Annotated in this window: 32 protein-coding genes; 30 read left to right on the top strand and 2 right to left on the bottom strand. The window is 63.5% G+C overall.

The window, feature by feature from the left end; all coding sequences use genetic code 11:
- Positions 1 to 44: 44 nt before the first annotated feature.
- From tuf to rplQ, 29 genes are all read left to right on the top strand, one after another.
- Positions 45 to 1,241: an elongation factor Tu gene (gene tuf, locus J0J06_RS07880; protein WP_294040742.1), complete on the top strand. Its 1,197-nt coding sequence runs from the start codon at positions 45 to 47 to the stop codon at positions 1,239 to 1,241.
- Positions 1,242 to 1,401: 160 nt separating this feature from the next.
- On the top strand, positions 1,402 to 2,061 hold the full coding sequence (locus J0J06_RS07875; RefSeq protein ID WP_294040741.1) for a hypothetical protein: 660 nt from the start codon (positions 1,402 to 1,404) through the stop codon (positions 2,059 to 2,061).
- A 206-nt stretch (positions 2,062 to 2,267) separates the two neighbouring features.
- The gene (gene rpsJ, locus J0J06_RS07870) at positions 2,268 to 2,576 is read left to right on the top strand and encodes a 30S ribosomal protein S10 (RefSeq protein WP_146570118.1); all 309 of its coding nucleotides are present in this window, start codon (positions 2,268 to 2,270) and stop codon (positions 2,574 to 2,576) included.
- A gap of 211 nt (positions 2,577 to 2,787) precedes the next feature.
- Entirely contained in the window at positions 2,788 to 3,543 is a 756-nt protein-coding gene (rplC, locus tag J0J06_RS07865; RefSeq protein ID WP_294040740.1) for a 50S ribosomal protein L3, read from the top strand.
- 2 nt (positions 3,544 to 3,545) lie between these two features.
- Positions 3,546 to 4,175, top strand: a complete 630-nt coding sequence (gene rplD / locus J0J06_RS07860) for a 50S ribosomal protein L4 (RefSeq protein WP_294040739.1) — start codon at positions 3,546 to 3,548, stop codon at positions 4,173 to 4,175.
- Positions 4,168 to 4,491, top strand: a complete 324-nt coding sequence (locus J0J06_RS07855; protein ID WP_294040738.1) for a 50S ribosomal protein L23 — start codon at positions 4,168 to 4,170, stop codon at positions 4,489 to 4,491. Before rplD ends, J0J06_RS07855 begins: the two co-directional genes overlap by 8 nt.
- Complete coding sequence (gene rplB, locus J0J06_RS07850) at positions 4,491 to 5,345, top strand: 50S ribosomal protein L2 (protein ID WP_294040737.1); 855 nt, start codon at positions 4,491 to 4,493, stop codon at positions 5,343 to 5,345. Before J0J06_RS07855 ends, rplB begins: the two co-directional genes overlap by 1 nt.
- 3 nt (positions 5,346 to 5,348) lie before the next feature.
- Positions 5,349 to 5,624, top strand: a complete 276-nt coding sequence (rpsS, locus tag J0J06_RS07845) for a 30S ribosomal protein S19 (RefSeq protein WP_146570123.1) — start codon at positions 5,349 to 5,351, stop codon at positions 5,622 to 5,624.
- Positions 5,624 to 6,001 (top strand): 50S ribosomal protein L22, encoded by a 378-nt coding sequence (rplV, locus tag J0J06_RS07840; protein ID WP_294040736.1) that lies wholly within the window; start codon positions 5,624 to 5,626, stop codon positions 5,999 to 6,001. The genes rpsS and rplV overlap by 1 nt, the downstream gene beginning before the upstream one ends.
- On the top strand, positions 6,001 to 6,708 hold the full coding sequence (rpsC, locus tag J0J06_RS07835) for a 30S ribosomal protein S3 (protein WP_294040735.1): 708 nt from the start codon (positions 6,001 to 6,003) through the stop codon (positions 6,706 to 6,708). Before rplV ends, rpsC begins: the two co-directional genes overlap by 1 nt.
- Before the next feature lie 12 nt (positions 6,709 to 6,720).
- A complete protein-coding gene (rplP, locus tag J0J06_RS07830) occupies positions 6,721 to 7,155 on the top strand; it encodes a 50S ribosomal protein L16 (RefSeq protein ID WP_294040734.1) in 435 nt (144 codons plus the stop codon).
- Position 7,156: 1 nt separating this feature from the next.
- Entirely contained in the window at positions 7,157 to 7,384 is a 228-nt protein-coding gene (gene rpmC / locus J0J06_RS07825; protein WP_294040733.1) for a 50S ribosomal protein L29, read from the top strand.
- A 10-nt stretch (positions 7,385 to 7,394) separates the two neighbouring features.
- Positions 7,395 to 7,688: a 30S ribosomal protein S17 gene (gene rpsQ, locus J0J06_RS07820; protein WP_294040732.1), complete on the top strand. Its 294-nt coding sequence runs from the start codon at positions 7,395 to 7,397 to the stop codon at positions 7,686 to 7,688.
- Between the two features lie 84 nt (positions 7,689 to 7,772).
- Complete coding sequence (gene rplN / locus J0J06_RS07815; RefSeq protein ID WP_146570129.1) at positions 7,773 to 8,141, top strand: 50S ribosomal protein L14; 369 nt, start codon at positions 7,773 to 7,775, stop codon at positions 8,139 to 8,141.
- A complete protein-coding gene (rplX, locus tag J0J06_RS07810; protein WP_294040731.1) occupies positions 8,141 to 8,458 on the top strand; it encodes a 50S ribosomal protein L24 in 318 nt (105 codons plus the stop codon). Before rplN ends, rplX begins: the two co-directional genes overlap by 1 nt.
- Complete coding sequence (gene rplE / locus J0J06_RS07805; RefSeq protein ID WP_294040730.1) at positions 8,451 to 9,038, top strand: 50S ribosomal protein L5; 588 nt, start codon at positions 8,451 to 8,453, stop codon at positions 9,036 to 9,038. The genes rplX and rplE overlap by 8 nt, the downstream gene beginning before the upstream one ends.
- A 19-nt stretch (positions 9,039 to 9,057) precedes the next feature.
- Entirely contained in the window at positions 9,058 to 9,363 is a 306-nt protein-coding gene (gene rpsN / locus J0J06_RS07800) for a 30S ribosomal protein S14 (RefSeq protein WP_146570132.1), read from the top strand.
- Between the two features lie 10 nt (positions 9,364 to 9,373).
- A complete protein-coding gene (gene rpsH, locus J0J06_RS07795) occupies positions 9,374 to 9,769 on the top strand; it encodes a 30S ribosomal protein S8 (RefSeq protein ID WP_146570133.1) in 396 nt (131 codons plus the stop codon).
- Complete coding sequence (gene rplF, locus J0J06_RS07790; protein ID WP_294040729.1) at positions 9,769 to 10,302, top strand: 50S ribosomal protein L6; 534 nt, start codon at positions 9,769 to 9,771, stop codon at positions 10,300 to 10,302. The genes rpsH and rplF overlap by 1 nt, the downstream gene beginning before the upstream one ends.
- A complete protein-coding gene (gene rplR, locus J0J06_RS07785) occupies positions 10,302 to 10,652 on the top strand; it encodes a 50S ribosomal protein L18 (protein WP_294040728.1) in 351 nt (116 codons plus the stop codon). Before rplF ends, rplR begins: the two co-directional genes overlap by 1 nt.
- A gap of 2 nt (positions 10,653 to 10,654) precedes the next feature.
- The gene (rpsE, locus tag J0J06_RS07780; RefSeq protein WP_294040727.1) at positions 10,655 to 11,377 is read left to right on the top strand and encodes a 30S ribosomal protein S5; all 723 of its coding nucleotides are present in this window, start codon (positions 10,655 to 10,657) and stop codon (positions 11,375 to 11,377) included.
- Between the two features lie 6 nt (positions 11,378 to 11,383).
- Positions 11,384 to 11,560 carry a 50S ribosomal protein L30 gene (gene rpmD / locus J0J06_RS07775; RefSeq protein ID WP_294040726.1) on the top strand — a complete coding sequence of 59 codons (177 nt, stop codon included), beginning with the start codon at positions 11,384 to 11,386 and terminating at the stop codon, positions 11,558 to 11,560.
- A 71-nt stretch (positions 11,561 to 11,631) separates the two neighbouring features.
- On the top strand, positions 11,632 to 12,189 hold the full coding sequence (gene rplO / locus J0J06_RS07770; RefSeq protein WP_294040725.1) for a 50S ribosomal protein L15: 558 nt from the start codon (positions 11,632 to 11,634) through the stop codon (positions 12,187 to 12,189).
- Between the two features lie 99 nt (positions 12,190 to 12,288).
- Entirely contained in the window at positions 12,289 to 13,656 is a 1,368-nt protein-coding gene (gene secY, locus J0J06_RS07765) for a preprotein translocase subunit SecY (RefSeq protein ID WP_294040724.1), read from the top strand.
- Positions 13,657 to 13,686: 30 nt separating this feature from the next.
- Entirely contained in the window at positions 13,687 to 14,337 is a 651-nt protein-coding gene (locus J0J06_RS07760; RefSeq protein ID WP_294040723.1) for an adenylate kinase, read from the top strand.
- 269 nt (positions 14,338 to 14,606) lie between these two features.
- Positions 14,607 to 14,975: a 30S ribosomal protein S13 gene (gene rpsM / locus J0J06_RS07755; RefSeq protein ID WP_294040722.1), complete on the top strand. Its 369-nt coding sequence runs from the start codon at positions 14,607 to 14,609 to the stop codon at positions 14,973 to 14,975.
- A 57-nt stretch (positions 14,976 to 15,032) separates the two neighbouring features.
- The gene (gene rpsK / locus J0J06_RS07750) at positions 15,033 to 15,422 is read left to right on the top strand and encodes a 30S ribosomal protein S11 (RefSeq protein ID WP_007405180.1); all 390 of its coding nucleotides are present in this window, start codon (positions 15,033 to 15,035) and stop codon (positions 15,420 to 15,422) included.
- A gap of 90 nt (positions 15,423 to 15,512) precedes the next feature.
- On the top strand, positions 15,513 to 16,577 hold the full coding sequence (locus tag J0J06_RS07745; RefSeq protein WP_294040721.1) for a DNA-directed RNA polymerase subunit alpha: 1,065 nt from the start codon (positions 15,513 to 15,515) through the stop codon (positions 16,575 to 16,577).
- A 115-nt stretch (positions 16,578 to 16,692) separates the two neighbouring features.
- On the top strand, positions 16,693 to 17,115 hold the full coding sequence (gene rplQ, locus J0J06_RS07740; protein WP_294040720.1) for a 50S ribosomal protein L17: 423 nt from the start codon (positions 16,693 to 16,695) through the stop codon (positions 17,113 to 17,115).
- Positions 17,116 to 17,271: 156 nt separating this feature from the next.
- On the opposite strand, the gene J0J06_RS07735 is transcribed toward rplQ, so the two are convergent.
- Positions 17,272 to 17,820 carry a glycine zipper 2TM domain-containing protein gene (locus tag J0J06_RS07735; RefSeq protein ID WP_294040719.1) on the bottom strand — a complete coding sequence of 183 codons (549 nt, stop codon included), beginning with the start codon at positions 17,818 to 17,820 and terminating at the stop codon, positions 17,272 to 17,274.
- Positions 17,821 to 17,953: 133 nt separating this feature from the next.
- On the opposite strand from J0J06_RS07735, the gene J0J06_RS07730 reads away from it, so the two are divergent.
- On the top strand, positions 17,954 to 20,104 hold the full coding sequence (locus J0J06_RS07730; RefSeq protein ID WP_294040718.1) for a prolyl oligopeptidase family serine peptidase: 2,151 nt from the start codon (positions 17,954 to 17,956) through the stop codon (positions 20,102 to 20,104).
- Between the two features lie 57 nt (positions 20,105 to 20,161).
- On the opposite strand, the gene J0J06_RS07725 is transcribed toward J0J06_RS07730, so the two are convergent.
- On the bottom strand, positions 20,162 to 20,485 hold the full coding sequence (locus J0J06_RS07725; protein WP_294040717.1) for a hypothetical protein: 324 nt from the start codon (positions 20,483 to 20,485) through the stop codon (positions 20,162 to 20,164).
- Positions 20,486 to 20,563 lie beyond the last annotated feature (78 nt).

The raw sequence follows: 20,563 nt of genomic DNA, 5'->3' as shown, positions 1-20,563 counted from the left end.
CCCCGGCGGACCCACGAAACGAATTTCCCAGAAGGTAGGAAAAAATGGCGAAGGCAAAGTTTGAGCGGAACAAGCCGCACATGAACATCGGCACCATCGGTCACGTCGACCATGGCAAGACGTCGCTGACGGCAGCGATCACCAAGATTCTGGCCGAAAACGTCGCCGGCAACGCGGCGGTCGACTTCGCCAACATCGACAAGGCACCGGAAGAGCGCGAGCGCGGCATCACCATCTCGACCGCGCACGTCGAGTATGAGACCGAGAACCGCCACTATGCGCACGTCGATTGCCCGGGCCACGCCGACTATGTGAAGAACATGATCACCGGCGCCGCGCAGATGGACGGCGCGATCCTGGTCGTGTCGGCGACCGACGGCCCGATGCCGCAGACCCGCGAGCACATCCTGCTCGCCCGTCAGGTCGGCGTGCCGGCGATGGTCGTGTTCATGAACAAGGTCGACCTGGTCGACGACGCCGAAATCCTCGAGCTGGTCGAGCTGGAAATCCGCGAGCTGCTCAGCTCGTACGACTTCCCAGGCGACGACATTCCCGTGATCCCGGGCTCGGCCACCGCCGCGCTGAACGGCGGCGACGACAAGCTCGGCAAGGACGCCGTGCTCGAGCTGATGAAGGCGGTGGACGAATACCTGCCGCAGCCGGAGCGTCCGCTCGACAAGCCGTTCATGATGCCGATCGAAGACGTGTTCTCGATCTCGGGCCGCGGCACCGTCGTGACCGGCCGCGTCGAGACCGGCGTCGTCAAGGTCGGTGAGGAAGTCGAGATCGTCGGCATCCAACCGACCGTCCGCAAGACCACCGTCACGGGCGTCGAAATGTTCCGCAAGCTGCTCGACCAGGGCCAGGCCGGCGACAATATCGGCGCGCTCATCCGCGGCGTTGGCCGTGAAGAGGTTGAGCGTGGCCAGGTTCTGGCCAAGCCGGGTTCGATCACGCCGCACACCGACTTCGCGTCGGAAGTGTACGTCCTGTCGAAGGACGAAGGCGGCCGTCACACGCCGTTCTTCGCGAACTATCGTCCGCAGTTCTACTTCCGCACCACGGACGTGACCGGCACCGTCGAGCTGCCGGCCGGCACCGAAATGGTCATGCCGGGCGACAACGTCGCGCTGGGCGTGAAGCTGATCGCGCCGATCGCTATGGACGTCGGCCAGCGCTTCACCATCCGCGAGGGTGGCCGCACGGTCGGTTCGGGCATCGTCTCGGGCATCACCAAGTAAGATTGGTCCTCACGGACTGAGCGGAAAGCCCGGCCTCGCAAGAGGTCGGGCTTTTCTGCATTTGGGGTGGGCGCGTTTGGACGAGCGTCGATAGTTGAGTCGGGCGTGAAGCGGAAGACAACGGATTGTAACCGCCTCGTTTCGTGTGCAATCTTCGGCCATGGGCATTAAGCTTACAACCATGACTTGGCTGACGGCGGAACGCGCAGCGACGATTGCTGCGATTGCCAGCGCTTTGGCGGCATTCGCCGCGCTCGGCGTTTCCTGCTCTCAGTCGAGGGTGCCATTCGAGGCGGCGTTGTATCAAGCTCGCTGGCAGTCTTCGGCTGATTTCTCGTTTGCTATGTCGCAATTTTACGATCGGTATGATCGTGTGCGGATCGACATGCCCGACTGGGTCAAAGATCCCGGATCATACGCCGCGAAAACGGATAACGATTACATGGAAGCGGCGCGTAAGGCTCGCCCGATTTTGCAGGCGATCGGGGATTTCAGCGCGCAAGTATCCAAGGCTGCGACGCCATGGTCCAAAGGCACGGTTGTCAAGATTTCCGCCGTGTTGAGCGAAGGAGAGCGCTTGACTGATTGTTTTCAGAAGTTTGCGACTTTCACATCGCTTGAAGACGCGCCTGCAAATTGGATGAGCCAAATGCGAGCATTGCTTCCGAATGAGTGTGAAGGTTCCTTAGAAAACACCAATCTTACAAAAATCCAAGAATTGGCACGCACGGCTTCGCAGGCGATGTTGGTTGAAGCTCAGCGAAGAGTCGATTTCGATGACATGGATGAACTGGCGAATGGCACCGCTACTGCAGATTAGGATCGCTGCCGTGTTTTGGCCTTCAGGGTTTATCACCCTCGCGCGTTAACGCACCCAACCGGGCACTTTCTCGCGAAGATGCGACGAACAGGGGTTGATCCCCAGCGCCACTCTGTGTAGTGGCCCGCCTTCAGTTTTCGTATGAACCAGCAAGAGGTGGCCCCCGCAAGGGCTAGCTGCCCCGCTCTTTCGCATCGGTAGGAACCATGGACAGCAATATCCGCATTCGCCTGAAGGCGTTCGACCATCGCGTGCTCGATCAGGCGACCGGCGACATCGCCGACACCGCGCGCCGCACCGGCGCCATGATCCGTGGTCCCATTCCGTTGCCGACGCGGATCGAGAAGTTCACCGTGAACCGCGGCCCGCACATCGACAAGAAGTCGCGCGAGCAGTTCGAGGTTCGCACCTACAAGCGCATGCTGGACATCGTTCAGCCGACCCCGCAGACGGTCGACGCGCTGATGAAGCTCGATCTCGCCGCAGGCGTTGACGTCGAGATCAAACTCGCCTAACGGCACCGCTCCCGCGATCGACTCCGGTCTCGCGGGACGCTGACAAATAGAGATACCGCTGGCTGCTCGCAGCCAGGACAGCGTCTCCCGTCACGTTCAAACGGCTTCATGCCAGATGGACAACCAGCCCGGGACGGGGGCCACGCTTCGCATTTCCGGGCTGACACGCACTTCGCAATTCCGCGATGTGCCTCTGTGAGGAGTATGGATCATGCGTACCGGCGTGATCGCGAAGAAGTTGGGGATGACCCGCCTGTTCCAGGACGACGGCCGCCACGTGCCCGTCACCGTCCTGAGCCTTGAAGGCGCGCAGGTCGTTTCCCGTCGCGAAAAGGACAAGGACGGCTACACCGCCGTCGCGCTTGGCGCTGGCAGCGCCAAGGTGAAGAACGTCGCCAAGCCGCAGCGCGGCGCGTTCGGCAAGGCCGAGATCGAGCCCAAGGCGATCATCCACGAATTCCGTGTCGATGAAGACGGCCTGCTCGACGTCGGCGCCGAAATCTCGGCCGACCATTATGTCGCCGGCCAGATCGTCGACATTCAGGGCCGTACGCAGGGCAAGGGCTTTGCCGGCGGCATGAAGCGTTGGGGCTTCGGCGGTCTGCGCGCGACGCACGGCGTCTCGGTCTCGCACCGTTCGCTCGGTTCGACCGGTCAGCGCCAGGATCCGGGCAAGGTCTTCAAGAACAAGAAGATGGCCGGTCACATGGGTGACAAGTATCGCACCCAGCAGAATCTCGAGATCGTCGGCACCGACGTCGAGCGCGGCCTCATCTTCGTCAAGGGCTCGGTCCCTGGCTCGAAGGGCGGCTGGCTGTTCGTCAAGGACGCCGTCAAGGTCGCCCGCCACGCCGACGCGCCGTTCCCGGCCGGGCTGAAGCAGGCCGCCAACACCAACAACGCTCCCGCAGAGACGCCCGCCGAGACGGTGGACGCCCCTGAGGCGACCGAAGGCCAGGAGGGCTGAACGTGAAGGTCAAGGTTTCCTCCTTCGACGCCAAGGCGAAAGCGGCGGACGTCGAGCTCAACGACGAGGTCTTCGGCCTCGATCCGCGCGCCGACATCCTGCACCGCGTCGTCACCTGGCAGCTCGAAAAGCGTCGTGCGACCGCACGCGGCACGCGTGAGCGCGCCGACGTTGCCCGCACCGGCAAGAAGTTCGGTCGCCAGAAGGGCGGCGGTACCGCCCGTCACGGCGATCGCCGCGCCCCGGTGTTCATCGGCGGTGGTAAGGCGCACGGCGCTCGCGTCCGCGACTTCAACCCGTCGCTGAACAAGAAGATCCGCGCGCTGGGCCTGAAGATGGCGCTGTCGAGCCACGCCAAGGCGGGTTCGCTGGTGATCATGGACAGCCTGTCAGTGAAGGACAGTAAGACCAAGACGCTTAAGGGCGACTTGGCCAAAGCGGGCTTCGGCAAGTCTGTGCTGTTCATCGACGGCGACGCGGTCGAGACGAGCTTCGCGCTGGCGGCGGGCAACCTGGGTCACCTCAACGTGCTCCCGGCCGCCGGCGCCAACGTCTACGACATCCTGAAGCATGATACGCTGGTGCTGACGCGCGCCGCGGTCGAAAAGCTGGAGGCGCGTTTCAATGGCTAAGAAGCCGAGCAACGGCGCGGTCGACATCCGTCACTATGACGTGATCGTCGCCCCGCACATCACCGAAAAGTCGACGATGATGTCGGAACAGAATGCGGTGGTGTTCAAGGTCGCGCGCGACGCGACCAAGCCCGAGATCAAGGCTGCCGTCGAGGCGCTGTTCAATGTCAGCGTGACCGGCGTCAATACGATCGTCCAGAAGGGCAAGACCAAGAAGTGGAAGGGTGCGGACTATACGCGCTCCGACATCAAGAAGGCGATCGTGACGCTGAAGGACGGCCAGTCCATCGACGTGACGCAAGGGGTCAGCGCGTAATGGCACTCAAGCACTATAACCCGACGAGTCCGGCCCGCCGCGGCCTGATCCTCGTCGACCGCTCGGCGCTCTACAAGGGTCGGCCCGTCAAGGCGCTGACCGAAGGCAAGCAGAAGACCGGCGGCCGCAACAACAAGGGCCATGTGACGTCGCGCGGCATCGCGGGCGGCCACAAGCAGAAGTATCGCATCGTCGACTTCAAGCGTCGCCTGTGGGACGTCGAGGGGACGGTCGAGCGGATCGAGTATGACCCGAACCGCACCGCGTTCATCGCGCTCGTCAACTACGGCGCGGGCGAGGACGGCAAGGATCGACTGGCCTATATCATCGCTCCGCAGCGTCTCGGCGTCGGCGACAAGGTGATCGCCGGCAAGAAGACCGACGTGAAGCCGGGCAATGCGATGGAACTGGGCCAGATGCCGGTCGGCACGATCGTCCACAATGTCGAGATGAAGCCGGGCAAGGGCGGTCAGATCGCGCGTTCGGCGGGCACTTACGTGCAGGTCGTCGGCCGAGACCGCGGGATGGTGATCGTTCGTCTCAATTCGGGCGAGCAGCGTTACATCCACGCAAACTGCATGGGTACGATCGGTGCGGTGTCGAACCCCGACAACCAGAACACCAATCTCGGCAAGGCTGGCCGCAACCGCTGGAAGGGCATCCGTCCGCTGACCCGCGGTGTCGCCAAGAACCCGGTCGACCACCCACACGGCGGTGGTGAAGGCCGGACCTCGGGCGGCCGTCATCCGGTCACCCCATGGGGCAAGCCGACCAAGGGTGCGCGCACTCGTCACAACAAATCGACCGACAAGATGATCATCCGGTCGCGTCATTCGACCAAGAGGAAGGGCTAAACCATGGCTCGTTCAGTCTGGAAGGGCCCGTTCGTCGAACTGAGCCTTCTCAAGAAGGCGCAGACCGCGCAGGAAACCAACGCTCGCGCGCCGATCAAGACCTGGTCGCGTCGTTCGACCATCCTGCCCGACTTCGTCGGCCTGACCTTCAGCGTCTACAACGGCCGCAAGTTCGTGCCGGTGTCGGTCAACGAGGACATGGTTGGCATGAAGCTCGGCGAGTTCGCGCCGACCCGGTATTTCCCGGGCCACGCCGCCGACAAGAAGGGCAAGCGCTAATGTCGAAGGCTAAATCCCCCCGCAAGGTCGGCGAGAAGGAAGCGCTGGCCGTCGCGACGCAGATCCGCGGTTCGGCGCAGAAGCTGAACCTGGTCGCGGGCCTGATCCGCAACCGCAAGGCCGGTGACGCGCTCAACATCCTCGCTTTCTCGAAGAAAGCGATGGCGGTGGACGCGCGCAAGGTTCTCGCGTCTGCGATCGCGAACGCGGAAAACAACCACAACCTCGACGTCGACGCGCTTGTCGTGTCTGAGGCGTCGGTCGGCAAGTCGATCACGATGAAGCGCTTCGCGACCCGCGGCCGTGGCAAGTCCACCCGCATCCTGAAGCCGTTCTCGCGTCTTCGCATCGTCGTCCGCGAGCAGGAAGAAGCATAATGGGTCACAAGAGCAATCCGATCGGCCTGCGCCTGCAGATCAACCGTACCTGGGACAGCCGCTGGTTCGCGGAAGGCCAGGATTACGGCAAGCTGCTGCTCGAGGATCTGAAGATCCGCAAGTACATCCTCGACACGCTGCCGCAGGCCGCGATTTCGAAGGTGGTGATCGAGCGTCCGGCCAAGCTGTGCCGCGTGTCGATCTATGCCGCGCGCCCCGGCGTGATCATCGGCAAGAAGGGCACCGACATCGAGAAGCTTCGCAAGAAGCTCGGCACGATGACCTCGTCCGACGTGTCGCTGAACATCGTCGAGATCCGCAAGCCGGAAATCGATGCCAAGCTCGTCGCGCAGGGTATCGCCGACCAGCTCGAGCGTCGTATCGCCTTCCGTCGCGCCATGAAGCGTGCGGTGCAGTCGGCGATGCGTCTGGGTGCCGACGGCATCCACGTGATGTGCGGCGGTCGCCTCGGCGGTGCCGAAATCGCCCGGACCGAGAGCTATCGTGAAGGTCGCGTGCCGCGTCACACGCTGCGTGCCAACCTCGATTACGCCGAAGCGCAGGCGCACACCGCTTACGGTGTCTGCGGCGTCAAGGTGTGGGTGTTCAAGGGCGAGATCCTCGGTCACGACCCGATGGCGCAGGACCGGTTGATGATGGAGGCCCAGACCTCCGGCGTGCGCCCCGCGCGCGACGACCGCCGCTAAGGAATAAGAGCAATGTTGCAACCGAAGCGCACCAAGTTCCGCAAGGCCTTCAAGGGCCGCATCCATGGCGACGCCAAGGGTGGCGCGACCCTCAACTTCGGCTCGTACGGGCTGAAGGCGATGGAGCCGGACCGGATCACCGCGCGCCAGATCGAAGCGGCCCGCCGCGCGATCACGCGTCACATCAAGCGCCAGGGGCGTTTGTGGATTCGCGTGTTCCCGGACGTGCCAGTGTCGGGCAAGCCGGCCGAAGTCCGCATGGGCTCGGGCAAGGGTTCGCCGGAATATTGGGCAGCCCGCGTCAAGCCCGGCCGCATCCTGTTCGAGCTGGACGGCGTTCCCGGCCCGCTCGCGGCGGAAGCGTTCAGCCGAGCGGCGATGAAGTTGCCGATCAAGGTCAAGGTCGTGGCGCGTCTGGGTGACACGTCGCACCTCGGAGGCGAATAAGATGGCCAAGAAAGAAACCAAGTCGAGCAAGCTCGACGTCGCCGGCAAGAGCGACGACCAGCTGAACGAGTCCCTGGGCGAGCTGAAGCGCGAAGCGTTCAACCTCCGCTTCCAGGCGGCGACCAGCCAGCTCGAAAAGCCGAGCCGTGTGCGCGAAGTCCGTCGTGACATCGCCCGTATCAAGACCCAGCAGTCCGCGCGTGCGAAAGCCGCCGCGGCCGCGAAGTAAGGAAGAAGCAATGCCGAAGCGCGTGCTGACCGGGCAGATCGTCTCGGACAAGGGCGACAAGACGGTGGTCGTGAACGTGGAACGCAAGGTCAAGCATGCGCTCTACGGCAAGATCATCCGCCGTTCGAAGAAGTATCACGCCCATGACGAGGCGAACGAGTACAAGGCCGGCGAGACCGTGCGGATCGAAGAGACCGCGCCGATCTCCAAGCTCAAGACCTGGAAGGTGATCGAGCGGGTGAACACCCACGCGACGCCGGAGCGGGTCGATCTCGCGGGCGAGGAAGCCGCCGCGGGCGCGTAATCAGGTCGGCCCTGCCAGGGGCTGGTAGTTTAGTCGGAACCCCCGGGCGTGTCCCGGTAGGCCAAGAGAGAAGGAAGCGGATCGATGATCCAGATGCAGTCCAATCTCGACGTCGCTGACAATAGCGGCGCGAAGCGGGTGCAGTGCATCAAGGTGCTGGGCGGCTCGAAGCGCCGCACGGCCGGCGTTGGCGACATCATCGTCGTCAGCATCAAGGAAGCGCAACCGCGCGGCCGCGTGAAGAAGGGCGACGTTCATCGCGCCGTCATCGTGCGGACCCGCAAGGACATTCGCCGCGCCGACGGCACGGTGATCCGGTTCGACAGCAACGCTGCCGTCCTGGTCAACAAGAACGAGGAGCCGATCGGCACCCGTATCTTCGGCCCGGTCGTCCGCGAGCTGCGCGCCAAGAAGCACATGAAGATCATCTCGCTCGCGCCGGAGGTGCTGTAATGGCTGCCGCGAAGATCAAGAAGGGTGACCAAGTCATCGTCCTGTCCGGCAAGGACAAGGGCCGGACCGGCGAAGTCACCAAGGCGATGCCGAAGGACAGCAAGGTCATCGTGTCGGGCGTGAACGTCCATGTGCGCCACGTGAAGCCGAGCCAGGCGAACCCCCAGGGCGGTCTCGACCGCTCGGAAGCGCCGCTCCACATTTCGAAGGTTGCCCACGTCGTCGACGGCAAGCCGACCCGCGTCCGTTTCGAAACGGGCAAGGACGGCAAGAAGGTCCGCGTCGCGGTCAAGACCGGGAAGAAGATCGATGGCTGATAAAGCTTACAAGCCCCGCATGAAGGGCATCTACGACGACAAGATCGTCAAGGCGATGACCGACAAGTTCGGGTACAAGAACGCGCTCGAAGTTCCGAAGATCGAAAAGATCGTTCTGAACATGGGCGTGGGCGAAGCGACCCAGGACAAGAAGAAGGTCGAACAGGCCGCTTCTGAAATGGAGCTGATCGCGGGCCAGAAGCCGGTCGTCACCAAGGCGAAGAAGTCGATCGCGCAGTTCAAGCTGCGTGAAGGCATGCCCATCGGCGTGAAGGTCACCCTTCGCCGCGAGCGCATGTACGAGTTCCTCGACCGCTTCATCACGATCGCGCTGCCGCGCGTTCGCGACTTCCGCGGGCTGAACCCGAAGAGTTTCGACGGTCGCGGCAATTACGCGATGGGTCTCAAGGAACAGTTGGTGTTCCCGGAGATCAACTATGACCGCATCGACAAGGTGCGCGGCATGGACGTCATCGTCACCACCACTGCAAAGACCGACGACGAGGCTCGCGAGCTTCTGCGTCTGTTCGGCTTCCCGTTCCCGCAGGATGCGGACGGCGAGCAGAAGCAAGCGGCATAAGGGAAAGAGAACTTAAGTCATGGCGAAACTGAGTTCCGTGAACAAGAACGAGCGTCGCAAGAAGCTGGTGGCGAAGACCGCTCCCAAGCTGGCGAAGCTGAAGGCGCAGGCGAACGACAAGTCGCTCGACGAAACCGAGCGCCTGATCGCGCGGCTGAAGATGGCCGAGTTGCCGCGTAACGGTAACCCGACCCGCATCCGCAATCGTTGCGAAGTGACGGGCCGTCCCCGCGCTTACTACCGCAAATTCCGTCTCTGCCGTGTGCAGCTGCGCGAACTGGCCAACAAGGGCCTGATTCCCGGCGTCACGAAGTCGAGCTGGTAAGGACACGAAGATGGCAGTGACCGATCCCCTGGGTGATATGCTCACCCGCATCCGCAACGGCCAGCGCGCGCGCAAGGACTCGGTCCTTTCGCCAGCGTCGAAGCTGCGCGTCCGCGTGCTCGACGTTCTCCAGCGTGAGGGCTACATCCGCGGTTATAGCGAGGAAGAGATGGGGCCCGCCAAGGGCATCCGGATCGAACTCAAATATTTCGAAGGCCAGCCGGCCATCAAGCACGTCGCGCGCGTCTCCAAGCCGGGCCGCCGCGTGTACAGCGGTTCGCAGGAACTGCCGCGCGTGATGAACGGCCTGGGCATCACCATCGTCTCGACGCCGCGTGGCGTGCTTTCGGATGCCGAAGCGCGCGACCAGAACGTCGGCGGCGAAGTGCTGGCGGAGGTGTTCTGATGAGCCGCATCGGTAAGAAGCCGGTCGCGATCCCGAGCGGTGTCACCGCCACGGTCGAGGGCGGCGTGCTGAGCATGAAGGGTCCGAAGGGCACCCTGTCCATGCCGATGGCCGACGAGGTCAAGTGGGACGTCCAGGCCGATTCGATCGGCGTGACGCCGGCCAACGACACCAAGCGCGCTCGCGCGTTCTGGGGCATGCAGCGCACGTTGGTGCAGAACTTGGTGACTGGCGTGACCACCGGCTTCTCAAAGAAGCTGCTGATCACCGGCGTCGGCTATCGCGCTTCGTCGCAGGGCAAGAAGCTCAAGCTGCAGCTCGGCTATTCGCATGACGTCGACATCGACGTGCCGGAAGGTCTGACGGTGGCGACCCCGGATCAGACCACGGTAGAGATTTCGGGCGCCGACAAGCAGAAGGTCGGCCAGCTCGCCGCCGAGATCCGCCGCTGGCGCAAGCCGGAACCGTACAAGGGCAAGGGCATCAAGTACGACGGCGAGTATATCTTCCGTAAGGAAGGGAAGAAGAAGTAATGACCAAGGGTCTTTCACTGTTCGAAAAGCGGCGCCGCCGCAATCGCACCGCGCTCCGTGCGCGGGGCGGAACGCGCGCCCGTCTCTCGGTTCATCGCTCGGGCAAGCACATCTATGCCCAGGTGATCGACGACGAGAAGGGCACGACCGTTGCCTCGGCCTCGACGCTGTCGGGTCATGACGGCGCGACGTCCAACATCGAAGCCGCGACCGCGGTCGGCAAGCGCGTGGCGGAAGCCGCGGTGAAGGCCGGCATCAAGCAGGTCGTGTTCGACCGTGGCGGCTTTCTCTACCACGGCCGCGTCAAGGCGCTGGCCGACGCCGCGCGCGAAGCCGGATTGGAGTTCTAAGAATGGCTGACGAAACCAACCAGACGGAAGCGCCGGTCGGCGCACCGGTCGACGCTCCGGCGGGCGACGCTCCGCGCGGTGCGCGCGGCGGCCGTGGCCGTGGCGGACCGGGTGGCGGTGGCGGTCGCGGTGGTCGCGACGGCGGCCGTGGCGGTCGTGACAATCGTGGCCGTGGCGGCCCGACCGAGGACGGCGGCGAAGAGCTGATCGAAAAGCTGGTCCACATCAACCGCGTCTCGAAGACGGTGAAGGGCGGCAAGCGCTTCGGCTTTGCGGCGCTCGTCGTCGTGGGCGACGGCAAGGGCCGCGTCGGCTTCGGTCACGGCAAGGCGCGCGAAGTGCCGGAAGCCATTTCGAAGGCGACCGCGTCGGCCAAGAAGAAGATGGTCCGCGTTCCGCTGAAGGAAGGCCGCACGCTGCACCATGACGGCAACGGTCACTTCGGCGCCGGCAAGGTCACGCTGCGTTCGGCGCCGCAGGGCACCGGCATCATCGCCGGCGGTCCGATGCGCGCCGTGTTCGAAAGCCTGGGCGTCGCCGACGTGGTGACCAAGTCGGTCGGCACGTCGAACCCCTACAACATGATCCGTGCGACCTTCGAAGCGCTCGGCGAGCAGACCTCGCCCAAGAGCGTTGCGCAGCGCCGCGGCAAGAAGATCGCCGACCTGCTCGGCCGTGGTGGGTCGCAGACCGCCGAGGCCGATGCGGCCGCGATCGCGGAGTAAGCTGACATGGCGAAGATCAAGATCAAGCAGACCGGTTCGCCGATCCGCCGCACCAAGGACCAGCGCGCGACCCTGATCGGTCTCGGGCTGAACAAGATGCACCGGGTCTCCGAGCTCGAGGACACCCCCGAGGTGCGCGGCATGATCAAGAAGGTCGCTCACATGGTGAGTGTCGAGGGCTAACCTCATCCGGGCCGCTCTTTTGGGGCGGCCTACCCCTATCAGCGCGACAAAAGCGAAAGCGAGTGCATAGAATGAAACTGAACGAACTCCGCGACAATGCGGGCGCCCGCAAGTCCAAGATCCGCGTCGGACGCGGCATCGGCTCGGGCAAGGGCAAGACTGGCGGCCGTGGCCAGAAGGGCCAGAAGAGCCGTGAGGGCGTCTCGATCGCCGGCTTCGAGGGCGGCCAGATGCCGCTCCACATGCGTCTGCCGAAGCGTGGCTTCAACAACATCTTCGCCAAGGATTATGCCGAGGTGAATCTGGGCACGATCCAGAAGCTGGTCGACGCGAAGAAGATCAAGGCAGGCGCGACGCTCGATCACGCCGCGCTGAAGGAAGCCGGTGTCGCTCGTGGCGGCAAGGATGGCGTCCGTCTGCTCGGCAAGGGCGAGTTCTCGGCCAAGCTGAACTTCACCGTCGCCGGCGCGTCGAAGAGCGCGATTGAAGCGGTCGAGAAGGCGGGCGGCAAGGTCGATGTGATCCACGTCGTTCCCGCCGCCGAAAAGGCCGCCGCCAAGAAGGGCGTGCAGTACAAGGCGCGCAAGGCCGACAAGGAAGCCAAGCAGGCTGCCGCGGCGAAGAAGTGAGGCGTACCCGGTGACAAGCCGGGACACGTGACTATATGAGCGGCGGGGGGCGATGCTAAGCGCTCGCCGCCGTTTCAGTTTTCAGGACGTAAACGCATAATGGCATCCGCAGCCGACAGTCTCGCCTCCGGGCTCAACCTATCGAAGTTCGCGCAGGCGACCGACCTCAGAAAGCGGCTCTGGTTCACGATCGGCGCGCTGATCGTGTTCCGCCTGCTGAGCTATGTCCCGCTGCCCGGGGTCGATCCGACCGCGCTCGGCATCCTCGGCGACAAGACGACGGGCGGCGTGCTGGACTTCTTCAACAATTTCTCGGGCGGGTCCCTTAAGAGGATGTCGCTGATCGCGCTTGGCGTGATGCCCTATATCACCGCCTCGATCGTGGTGCAGCTCGCGACCTCGCTGTCGCCGACGCTGGCGGCGATCAAGAAGGAAGGCGAGAGCGGGCGCAAGCGGCTCAACCAATATACCCGCTACGGTACGGTCGCGCTGACCGCGATCCAGGGCTATTTCATCGCCGTCGGGCTCGAAAGCTTCGGCGCGACGCAGGGTATCCAGGCGGTGGTTGAGCCCGGCATGATGTTCCGCGCCGGCGCGGTCATCTCGCTGATCGGCGGCACCATGTTCCTGATGTGGCTGGGCGAGCAGATCACCAGTCGCGGTATCGGCAATGGCGTCAGCCTCATCATTATGGCTGGTATCGTCGCGAACATGCCGACCAACATCTATAACCTCGTCAACGGCAGCCGCACCGGCAGCATGGACAGTTTCCAGTTGATCGGCATCATCGTCGCCGTGGTTGGCATCGTCCTGCTGATCTGCTTCATGGAGCGCGCGCAGCGCCGCATCCTGATCCAGTATCCCAAGCGCCAGACCGCGCGCGGCGTGCAGTCGGATCGCAGCCACTTGCCGCTGAAGCTCAATACTGCGGGCGTTATCCCGCCGATCTTCGCCTCGTCGCTGCTGCTGATGCCGCTGACGATCACGCAATTCGCTGGCAACAAGACCGCAGGTGACAGTTGGTGGGGCGACGTGATCATCACGCTCAACCAGTATCTGCAGCACGGTAGCCCGTTGTACATGACGCTCTACGGCGCGGGGATCATCTTCTTCGCGTTCTTCTACACCGCGGTCGTGTTCAACCCGGAAGAGACCGCCGATAACCTGAAGCGCTATGGCGGCTTCATCCCCGGCATCCGCCCGGGCAAGAACACCGAAGTCTATTTCGACTACGTGCTGACTCGCATCACGGTGATCGGCGCGGCGTACCTGGCTTTCATCTGCCTGGTGCCGGAATATCTGGTTTCGGCGTTGAAGATCCCGTTCTACCTTGGTGGCACCAGCTTGCTGATCGTCGTCAACGTGACAATGGATACCGTGACGCAGATTCAGTCGCACTTGCTGGCGCATCAGTATGGCGACCTGATCAAGAAGGCGAAACTGAAGGGTGGACGTCTCCGTCCATAACGGAACGCTACGACAGGGGAGAGGACTGCCGTGAACATCATCCTTCTGGGACCGCCGGGCGCGGGCAAGGGGACTCAGGCCGAGCGGCTTGTGCAGTCGCGGGGCATGGTCCAGCTGTCGACGGGCGAGATGCTGCGCGCGGCGGTGAAGGCCGGCACCCCGGTCGGGCTGAAGGCCAAGGCGGTGATGGACGCTGGCGAGCTGGTGTCGGACGAGATCGTCTCCGCGCTGATCGACGACAAATTGGCGACGATGAGCGACGATCAGGGCGCGATCTTCGACGGCTATCCGCGGACGGCCGCGCAGGCGGAATCGCTCGATGCGATCCTGAGCAACCACGGCCGCGAGCTCGACCGCGTGATTGAGCTCGAGGTTGACGAGGACGCGCTGGTCGAGCGGATCGTCGGGCGTTTCTCATGCGCGAATTGCGGCGCGAACTATCACGATAAATTCCACCGCCCGAAGGTCGACGGTACCTGTGACGTCTGCGGCCACCACGAGTTCAAGCGCCGCCCTGACGACAACGAGGAAACCGTCCGCACGCGTATGGCCGAATATCGGGCCAAGACCGCGCCGATCATTCCAATTTACGAAGCGCGTGGTCTGGTGACACGGATCGACGGCATGGGTGACATGGACGCGGTCAGCGCGGCGATTGCTGAGACGTTGGACGGAAAATAGCACCTATATCGTATCCCCCCCGTTCTTACTTGGGGGAAAAATGACTACGGGATTGAGGGCTGCAGCGGAAGGCCCGGTACCCTTGGCGAGGTAGGGTCTACCTGCGCTTGACAGTGTCACGACTCGCACCTAATTAAGCGTTCTTCCGATACCCCGGCTGTCCGGCGGCGCTTTCTCGCGTCCGCCGCTGTCGTGCGTTTCGGGCTAACGCGATGAGATGGGGAACGTGGCAGCCATGCCGTTCCCTGTGGAGCTAGGAGAAAAGTTTCATGGCACGTATTGCGGGTGTCAACATCCCGACCAACAAGCGCGTGGTGATCGCGCTGACCTATATCCACGGTATCGGTCCGGCCAAGGCCAAGGAAATCACCGCGAAGCTGAACATCGCGGACGCGACTCGCGTGCAGGACCTGACCGATCAGGAAGTGCTGCAGATCCGCGAAGCGATCGACGCCGGTTACACGGTAGAGGGTGATCTTCGTCGCCAGACGGCGATGAACATCAAGCGCCTGATGGACCTGGCCTGCTATCGCGGCCTACGCCATCGCAAAGGTCTCCCGGTCCGCGGCCAGCGTACGCACACCAACGCACGCACCCGCAAGGGCAAGGCCAAGCCGATCGCCGGTAAGAAGAAGTAAGCTCGCAGCCGTCTTCGGGCGGCTCGCTTCCTTGAAAATCAGGTCAGGAATTACAAAATGGCACGTGAACCGCAGCGCATTCGGCGCCGTGAACGCAAGAACATCACCGCCGGCGTCGCGCATGTGAACGCTAGCTTCAACAACACCATGATCACCATCACCGATGCCCAGGGCAACGCCATTTCGTGGTCGTCCGCCGGCATGATGGGGTTCAAGGGCTCGCGCAAGTCGACGCCGTACGCCGCCCAGGTCGCCGCGGAAGACGCCGGCAAGAAGGCCGCCGAACATGGTGTCCGCACGCTCGAGGTCGAGGTGAAGGGTCCGGGTTCGGGCCGCGAGAGCGCGCTGCGTGCGCTGCAGGCGGTCGGTTTCCAGATCACGTCGATCCGCGACGTGACCTCGATCCCGCACAACGGCGTTCGCCCGTCGAAGCGCCGCCGCGTCTGATTTTGTTACGTGCCGGCGGACGCGCCGGTGCGATTTTTGATACCCGGCCGCTTCAACCCCGAGAGCGGCCCAACCCAGGGGACGAGAGCCTTGTCCGTCAACGCAAAAAACTGGCAGGAACTGAAGAAGCCCAACGCGCTCGAAAAGAAGGGCGGCGAGGGCAAGTCGAAGGCGACGTTCGTCGCCGAACCGCTGGAGCGTGGCTTTGGCCTGACGCTCGGCAACGCGCTGCGCCGCGTACTGCTGTCGTCGCTGCAGGGCGCGGCGGTGACCTCGATCAAGATCGAGAACGTGCTCCACGAGTTCAGCTCGCTGGCGGGTGTCCGTGAGGACGTCACCGACATCGTGCTCAACGTGAAGCAGATCGCGCTCAAGATGCAGGGCGAAGGTGCGAAGCGTCTCCAGCTTTCGGCGACCGGTCCGGCCGACGTCCGCGCGGGCGACATCGCGGTGTCGGGCGATATCGAGGTGATGAACCCCGATCTGCTGATCTGCCACCTCGACGAGGGCGCGACGCTCAACATGGAACTGACCGCGGATGTCGGTAAGGGCTATGTTGCGGCGGTTGCCAATCGTCCGGCCGATGCGCCGATCGGCCTGATCCCGGTCGATGCGCTGTACAGCCCGGTTCGCCAAGTGTCGTACAAGGTCGAGAACACCCGCGTCGGGCAGGAACTCGACTACGACAAGCTGACGCTGTCGATCGAGACTGACGGCACGGTGACCCCGGAGGACGCGCTCGCTTATGCCGCGCGCATCCTGCAGGACCAGCTCGCGCTGTTCGTCCATTTCGACGATTCGGCGATCACCCGATCGGCTCCGATCGGCCTCGCGGCTGCTCCCGCCGAAACCGGTGGTGCTGCGGGCGACACGCAGCAGATCAACCGTTACCTGCTCAAGAAGGTCGATGAGCTCGAACTGTCGGTGCGCTCCGCCAACTGCCTCAAGAACGACAACATCATCTATATCGGCGATCTGGTCGGCAAGACCGAAGCCGAGATGCTGCGCACGCCGAACTTCGGCCGCAAGTCGCTCAACGAGATCAAGGAAGTGCTGTCGTCGATGGGGCTGCGCCTCGGGATGGAAATCCCGGGTTGGCCGCCTGAGAACATCGAGGAAATGGCCAAGAAGCTTGAGCAGGAAATCATGGGCTGAGCCCTATTCTTGGCCTAACTTTCGACAAACCTCTCGGGCTTTGGGCGGTGGCCCGTTTCGCGCCGCCTGGATCGGGGTACCTTACACGGCCCCCCTACGAACGAAGGAATGATACATGCGCCACAAGGTAGGCGGTCGTAAGCTTCAACGTACCTCGGCGCACCGTGCTGCGCTGTTCCGCAACATGTCGGCCGCGCTGATCAAGCACGAACAGATCACCACCACGCTCGCCAAGGCGAAGGAACTTCGCCCGTACGTCGAGAAGCTGATCACGCTGGCGAAGAAGGGCGGCTTGTCCAACCGTCGCCTCGCGCACGCCCGTCTGCTCGACGACGCGCAGCTGGCGAAGCTGTTCGACGTGCTGGCGTCGCGCTACGCTAGCCGCAACGGCGGCTATACCCGCGTCATCAAGGCCGGCATCCGCGCCTCGGACGCGTCACCGATGGCGGTGATTGAGTTCGTCGATCGCGACACCAGCGCCAAGGGCCAGGATTCGGGTCCGGTGATCGTGGACGAGGATTTCGATCAGGCCGCGTAAGCCGGTCGGTGATAGATAAGAGAAGGGCCGCGCTTCTGTTGGGAAGCGCGGCCCTTTCTTTTTTGGCGGTGCGGCGCGGAGAAAATCCGCGCCACCGGTCGGGCTTCTGATCCGCCATCCAAGCATCGGCGTCTGCTTACGCTAACGCCGTGTGCCTTAGCGACATCGATACTGGTCGCCGCTATTCTGATCGACCGACTTGCCTAGCAACGCGCCCAGCGCGCCGCCGATCAGCGTGCCGCCGATGCGATTGCGGCCACCGTCGATTACGTTGCCGAGGATGCCGCCGGCCGCGCCGCCGATGATCAGGCCGGTCGTGCCGTCGTTGCGCTTGCAGTAATAGCGCCCGTCCGACCCGCGATAGACCTGGTCGTTCGAGGTCAGGACGCGCTCCTGATAGCGGGGATCGTCCCTATAATAGCGCGACGCGTCGTAATCGGTGCGATAGCGCGGATCGTTGTACGGGTCGTTATAGCTCGAATTGGGATAGCGCGGGTCGTTGTAGCTCGACCGGCGCTGATCGCGGCGCTGCGCCTGTTCGTAAAGCGCGCGTTCCTGATCATAGATGCGCTGTTCATTATCGAACCGGCGCTGCGCGGCGTCGAAGCGACGCTGTTCGGAGTAGGTTTGCGCGCTGCTGGGCACGGCGACCGCGGATACCGCGATGGCTGCCGCCGACAGGGCGAGGGGTAGGGTACGCAACATGGATCTTCTCCTTAGAATAGGTCCCGGCACAACGCTTGAATGTCGATACGGGTCCGTATCGGGTTTAATCGCTCCAGTTGAACCTGCAATGACCGCTGTTAGATATGCGTCATCCCGACCCGCGGAGTGACCGATGCGCCAATTCCTGCCGCTGACCCTGATCGCCCTGACCCTTCCCGCTCTTGCCCAGACGAGTTCCCAGAAAACCGACATGACCGCCATCACCTATCCCGCGACCGAGCGCGGCACGACCGTGGACGAGCAATTCGGCGTAAAGGTCGCCGATCCGTATCGCTGGCTGGAAAACGACGTTCGCACCGATCCGAAGGTCGCGGCGTGGGTGGAGGCGGAGAACAAGCTGACCGACGCCTATCTGGCGACGTTGCCGGGCCGCGACATCTTCAAGGCGCGGTTGAAGACGCTGATCGATTACGAGCGCTTCGCCGCGCCCGCGAAGAAGGGCGGGCGCTATTTCTACATGCACAATTCGGGACTGCAGAACCAGGCGGTGCTGTTCGTGCGCGACGGGCTGGACGGCACCGGGCGCGTGGTGATCGACCCCAACACCTGGGCGAAGGACGGCGCGACCGCGCTGGGCGAATGGGCGCCGAGCGAGGACGGCAAGCGGATCGTCTATGCGATCCAGGACGGCGGCAGCGACTGGCGCACGGTCAAGGTGCTCGACGTCGGCAGCGGCAAGGTGCTCGATGACAGCGTCGAATGGGTGAAGTTTTCCGGCCTCTCCTGGGCGAAGGACGGGTCGGGCTTCTATTATTCGCGTTTCCCCGCGCCGCCCGAGGGCCAGAAGTTTCAGTCGCTCAACGAAAACCAGGCGGTCTATTTCCACAAGCTCGGCACGCCGCAATCGGCGGACAGCCTGATCTACGCGACCCCCGACCAGCCGAAGCGCGGGCACGGCGCGCAAGTGACCGACGACGGCAAGTGGCTGGTGATCACCACCACGGAGGGCACCGACAATCGCTATGAGATCACCGTCATCGACTTGACCGCGCCCAAGCCGACGCCGCGGACGATCTTCAAGGGGCTCGACTATCAGTGGAACTTCGCCGGCAATGTCGGTGGCAATTTCTACTGGGTGACGAACAAGGACGCGCCGCGGATGCGGATCGTCGCGACCAACCTCTATGCGCGCTCGGCCGAAGTGCCGGTGGTCGAGGTGGTGCCGCAGGACAAGGCGGTGCTCGACGGCGCGGCGATCATCGGCGGCAAGCTGATCACGACCTATCTGGTCGACGTGAAGAGCGAGGTCCGCCGCTTCACGCTCGACGGCAAGCCCGACGGGATTGTGGCGCTGCCCGGCATCGGGTCGGTCGGCGGGTTCGGTGGCGAGGCCGACGATCCCGAGACCTTCTACAGCTTCACCAGCTATAATCGGCCGGCGACGATTTATCGCTATGACGTCGCGACGGGCAAATCCTCGATCTGGGCGCAGCCAAAGGTGGCGTTCGACCCGGCGAACTATGAAGTTAGCCAAGTCTTCTACGCGTCGAAGGACGGGACGCGAGTACCGATGTTCATCGTCCGCAAGAAGGGGGCGAGCGGCCCCGCGCCGACTCTGCTTTACGGCTATGGCGGGTTCAACATCACGATGGAGCCGGCCTTCTCCGCGACGCGGATCGCCTGGCTGGAACAAGGCGGAGTCTATGCCGTCGCCAACATTCGGGGCGGCGGCGAATATGGCAAGGAATGGCACGACGGCGGGCGGCTGACGAGCAAGCAGAACGTGTTCGACGACTTCATCGCGGCGGGCGAGTTCCTGAAGGCCAAGGGCTATACCGGCAAGGACCAGCTCGCGATCATGGGCGGGTCGAACGGCGGGTTATTGGTTGGCGCGGTCGTGAACCAGCGGCCGGACCTGTTCGCCGCTGCGTTGCCGCAGGTGGGCGTGATGGACATGCTGCGCTTCGACCGTTTCACCGCGGGGCGCTATTGGGTGGACGATTACGGCTATCCGTCGAAGGAGGCCGATTTCCGCGTGCTGCTCAAATATTCGCCGTATCACAACATCAAGGCGGGCACGCCCTATCCGGCGATCCTCGCGGCGACCGCCGATACCGACGACCGCGTCGTGCCGGGGCACACGTTCAAATATACCGCGATGCTGCAGTCTCAGGATCTCGGCCCGAAACCACGCCTCGTCCGCATCGAAACGCGCGCCGGGCACGGATCGGGCAAGCCAACCGACAAGATCATCGACGAAACCGCCAGCGACTGGGCGTTCATCGCCAAGTGGACGGGGATGGTGGTGAAACCGATCCGGTGATTACCACCGAGCCAACCGCTCTCCCATTGGGGAGGCGGTCGGCTCGACCAGCAAGGGTCAGCGCGCCGCGTATTGCGGCATCAGCGCCAATGCATCGCGCGCGACGGTATGTGACCAGATCGAGTCGCCGTTCCGGGTCAGCATCATCTCGTTGTTGCGCGTCAGCGCGGCGCGATAGGCCAATGCCGCGTCGCCGGTGCGGCCAGCGCGCAGATAAGCCTGCGCCAGTTCGATATAGTCGCCGCTGTCGCGAAGCGTGGCCTGGGCGCGGCTTTCCGAAACGCGGATGTCAGCCGCCAGCTTGGCGGCGGCCTGGCCATCGGCCGCAAGCGCAGGGGATGCGACGGTCACGCAGAGTGCGAAAAGGACGGTCTTCACCATGGCAATCTCCATCGAACGAGCGCCCCATGACGCTTCTGTTACAGAACGATGACATATTTCCTTCAAAATTGCGAAATG

The sequence above is a fragment of the Sphingomonas sp. genome (genome assembly GCF_017304615.1).
Lineage (GTDB): Bacteria > Pseudomonadota > Alphaproteobacteria > Sphingomonadales > Sphingomonadaceae > Sphingomonas.
Note: the sequence above shows the minus strand (reverse complement) of the source record. Positions and strands in the feature narration are given on the sequence as shown.

Excerpts from the sequence above, each read along its gene's own strand:
- tuf (WP_294040742.1), top strand. The coding sequence starts at position 45 with ATGGCGAAGGCAAAGTTTGAGCGGAACAAGCCGCACATGAACATCGGC.
- J0J06_RS07875 (WP_294040741.1), top strand. The coding sequence starts at position 1,402 with ATGGGCATTAAGCTTACAACCATGACTTGGCTGACGGCGGAACGCGCA.
- rpsJ (WP_146570118.1), top strand. The coding sequence starts at position 2,268 with ATGGACAGCAATATCCGCATTCGCCTGAAGGCGTTCGACCATCGCGTG.
- rplC (WP_294040740.1), top strand. The coding sequence starts at position 2,788 with ATGCGTACCGGCGTGATCGCGAAGAAGTTGGGGATGACCCGCCTGTTC.
- J0J06_RS07855 (WP_294040738.1), top strand. The coding sequence starts at position 4,168 with ATGGCTAAGAAGCCGAGCAACGGCGCGGTCGACATCCGTCACTATGAC.
- rplB (WP_294040737.1), top strand. The coding sequence starts at position 4,491 with ATGGCACTCAAGCACTATAACCCGACGAGTCCGGCCCGCCGCGGCCTG.
- rpsS (WP_146570123.1), top strand. The coding sequence starts at position 5,349 with ATGGCTCGTTCAGTCTGGAAGGGCCCGTTCGTCGAACTGAGCCTTCTC.
- rplV (WP_294040736.1), top strand. The coding sequence starts at position 5,624 with ATGTCGAAGGCTAAATCCCCCCGCAAGGTCGGCGAGAAGGAAGCGCTG.
- rpsC (WP_294040735.1), top strand. The coding sequence starts at position 6,001 with ATGGGTCACAAGAGCAATCCGATCGGCCTGCGCCTGCAGATCAACCGT.
- rplP (WP_294040734.1), top strand. The coding sequence starts at position 6,721 with ATGTTGCAACCGAAGCGCACCAAGTTCCGCAAGGCCTTCAAGGGCCGC.
- rpmC (WP_294040733.1), top strand. The coding sequence starts at position 7,157 with ATGGCCAAGAAAGAAACCAAGTCGAGCAAGCTCGACGTCGCCGGCAAG.
- rpsQ (WP_294040732.1), top strand. The coding sequence starts at position 7,395 with ATGCCGAAGCGCGTGCTGACCGGGCAGATCGTCTCGGACAAGGGCGAC.
- rplN (WP_146570129.1), top strand. The coding sequence starts at position 7,773 with ATGATCCAGATGCAGTCCAATCTCGACGTCGCTGACAATAGCGGCGCG.
- rplX (WP_294040731.1), top strand. The coding sequence starts at position 8,141 with ATGGCTGCCGCGAAGATCAAGAAGGGTGACCAAGTCATCGTCCTGTCC.
- rplE (WP_294040730.1), top strand. The coding sequence starts at position 8,451 with ATGGCTGATAAAGCTTACAAGCCCCGCATGAAGGGCATCTACGACGAC.
- rpsN (WP_146570132.1), top strand. The coding sequence starts at position 9,058 with ATGGCGAAACTGAGTTCCGTGAACAAGAACGAGCGTCGCAAGAAGCTG.
- rpsH (WP_146570133.1), top strand. The coding sequence starts at position 9,374 with ATGGCAGTGACCGATCCCCTGGGTGATATGCTCACCCGCATCCGCAAC.
- rplF (WP_294040729.1), top strand. The coding sequence starts at position 9,769 with ATGAGCCGCATCGGTAAGAAGCCGGTCGCGATCCCGAGCGGTGTCACC.
- rplR (WP_294040728.1), top strand. The coding sequence starts at position 10,302 with ATGACCAAGGGTCTTTCACTGTTCGAAAAGCGGCGCCGCCGCAATCGC.
- rpsE (WP_294040727.1), top strand. The coding sequence starts at position 10,655 with ATGGCTGACGAAACCAACCAGACGGAAGCGCCGGTCGGCGCACCGGTC.
- rpmD (WP_294040726.1), top strand. The coding sequence starts at position 11,384 with ATGGCGAAGATCAAGATCAAGCAGACCGGTTCGCCGATCCGCCGCACC.
- rplO (WP_294040725.1), top strand. The coding sequence starts at position 11,632 with ATGAAACTGAACGAACTCCGCGACAATGCGGGCGCCCGCAAGTCCAAG.
- secY (WP_294040724.1), top strand. The coding sequence starts at position 12,289 with ATGGCATCCGCAGCCGACAGTCTCGCCTCCGGGCTCAACCTATCGAAG.
- rpsM (WP_294040722.1), top strand. The coding sequence starts at position 14,607 with ATGGCACGTATTGCGGGTGTCAACATCCCGACCAACAAGCGCGTGGTG.
- rpsK (WP_007405180.1), top strand. The coding sequence starts at position 15,033 with ATGGCACGTGAACCGCAGCGCATTCGGCGCCGTGAACGCAAGAACATC.
- rplQ (WP_294040720.1), top strand. The coding sequence starts at position 16,693 with ATGCGCCACAAGGTAGGCGGTCGTAAGCTTCAACGTACCTCGGCGCAC.
- J0J06_RS07735 (WP_294040719.1), bottom strand. The coding sequence starts at position 17,820 with ATGTTGCGTACCCTACCCCTCGCCCTGTCGGCGGCAGCCATCGCGGTA.
- J0J06_RS07730 (WP_294040718.1), top strand. The coding sequence starts at position 17,954 with ATGCGCCAATTCCTGCCGCTGACCCTGATCGCCCTGACCCTTCCCGCT.
- J0J06_RS07725 (WP_294040717.1), bottom strand. The coding sequence starts at position 20,485 with ATGGTGAAGACCGTCCTTTTCGCACTCTGCGTGACCGTCGCATCCCCT.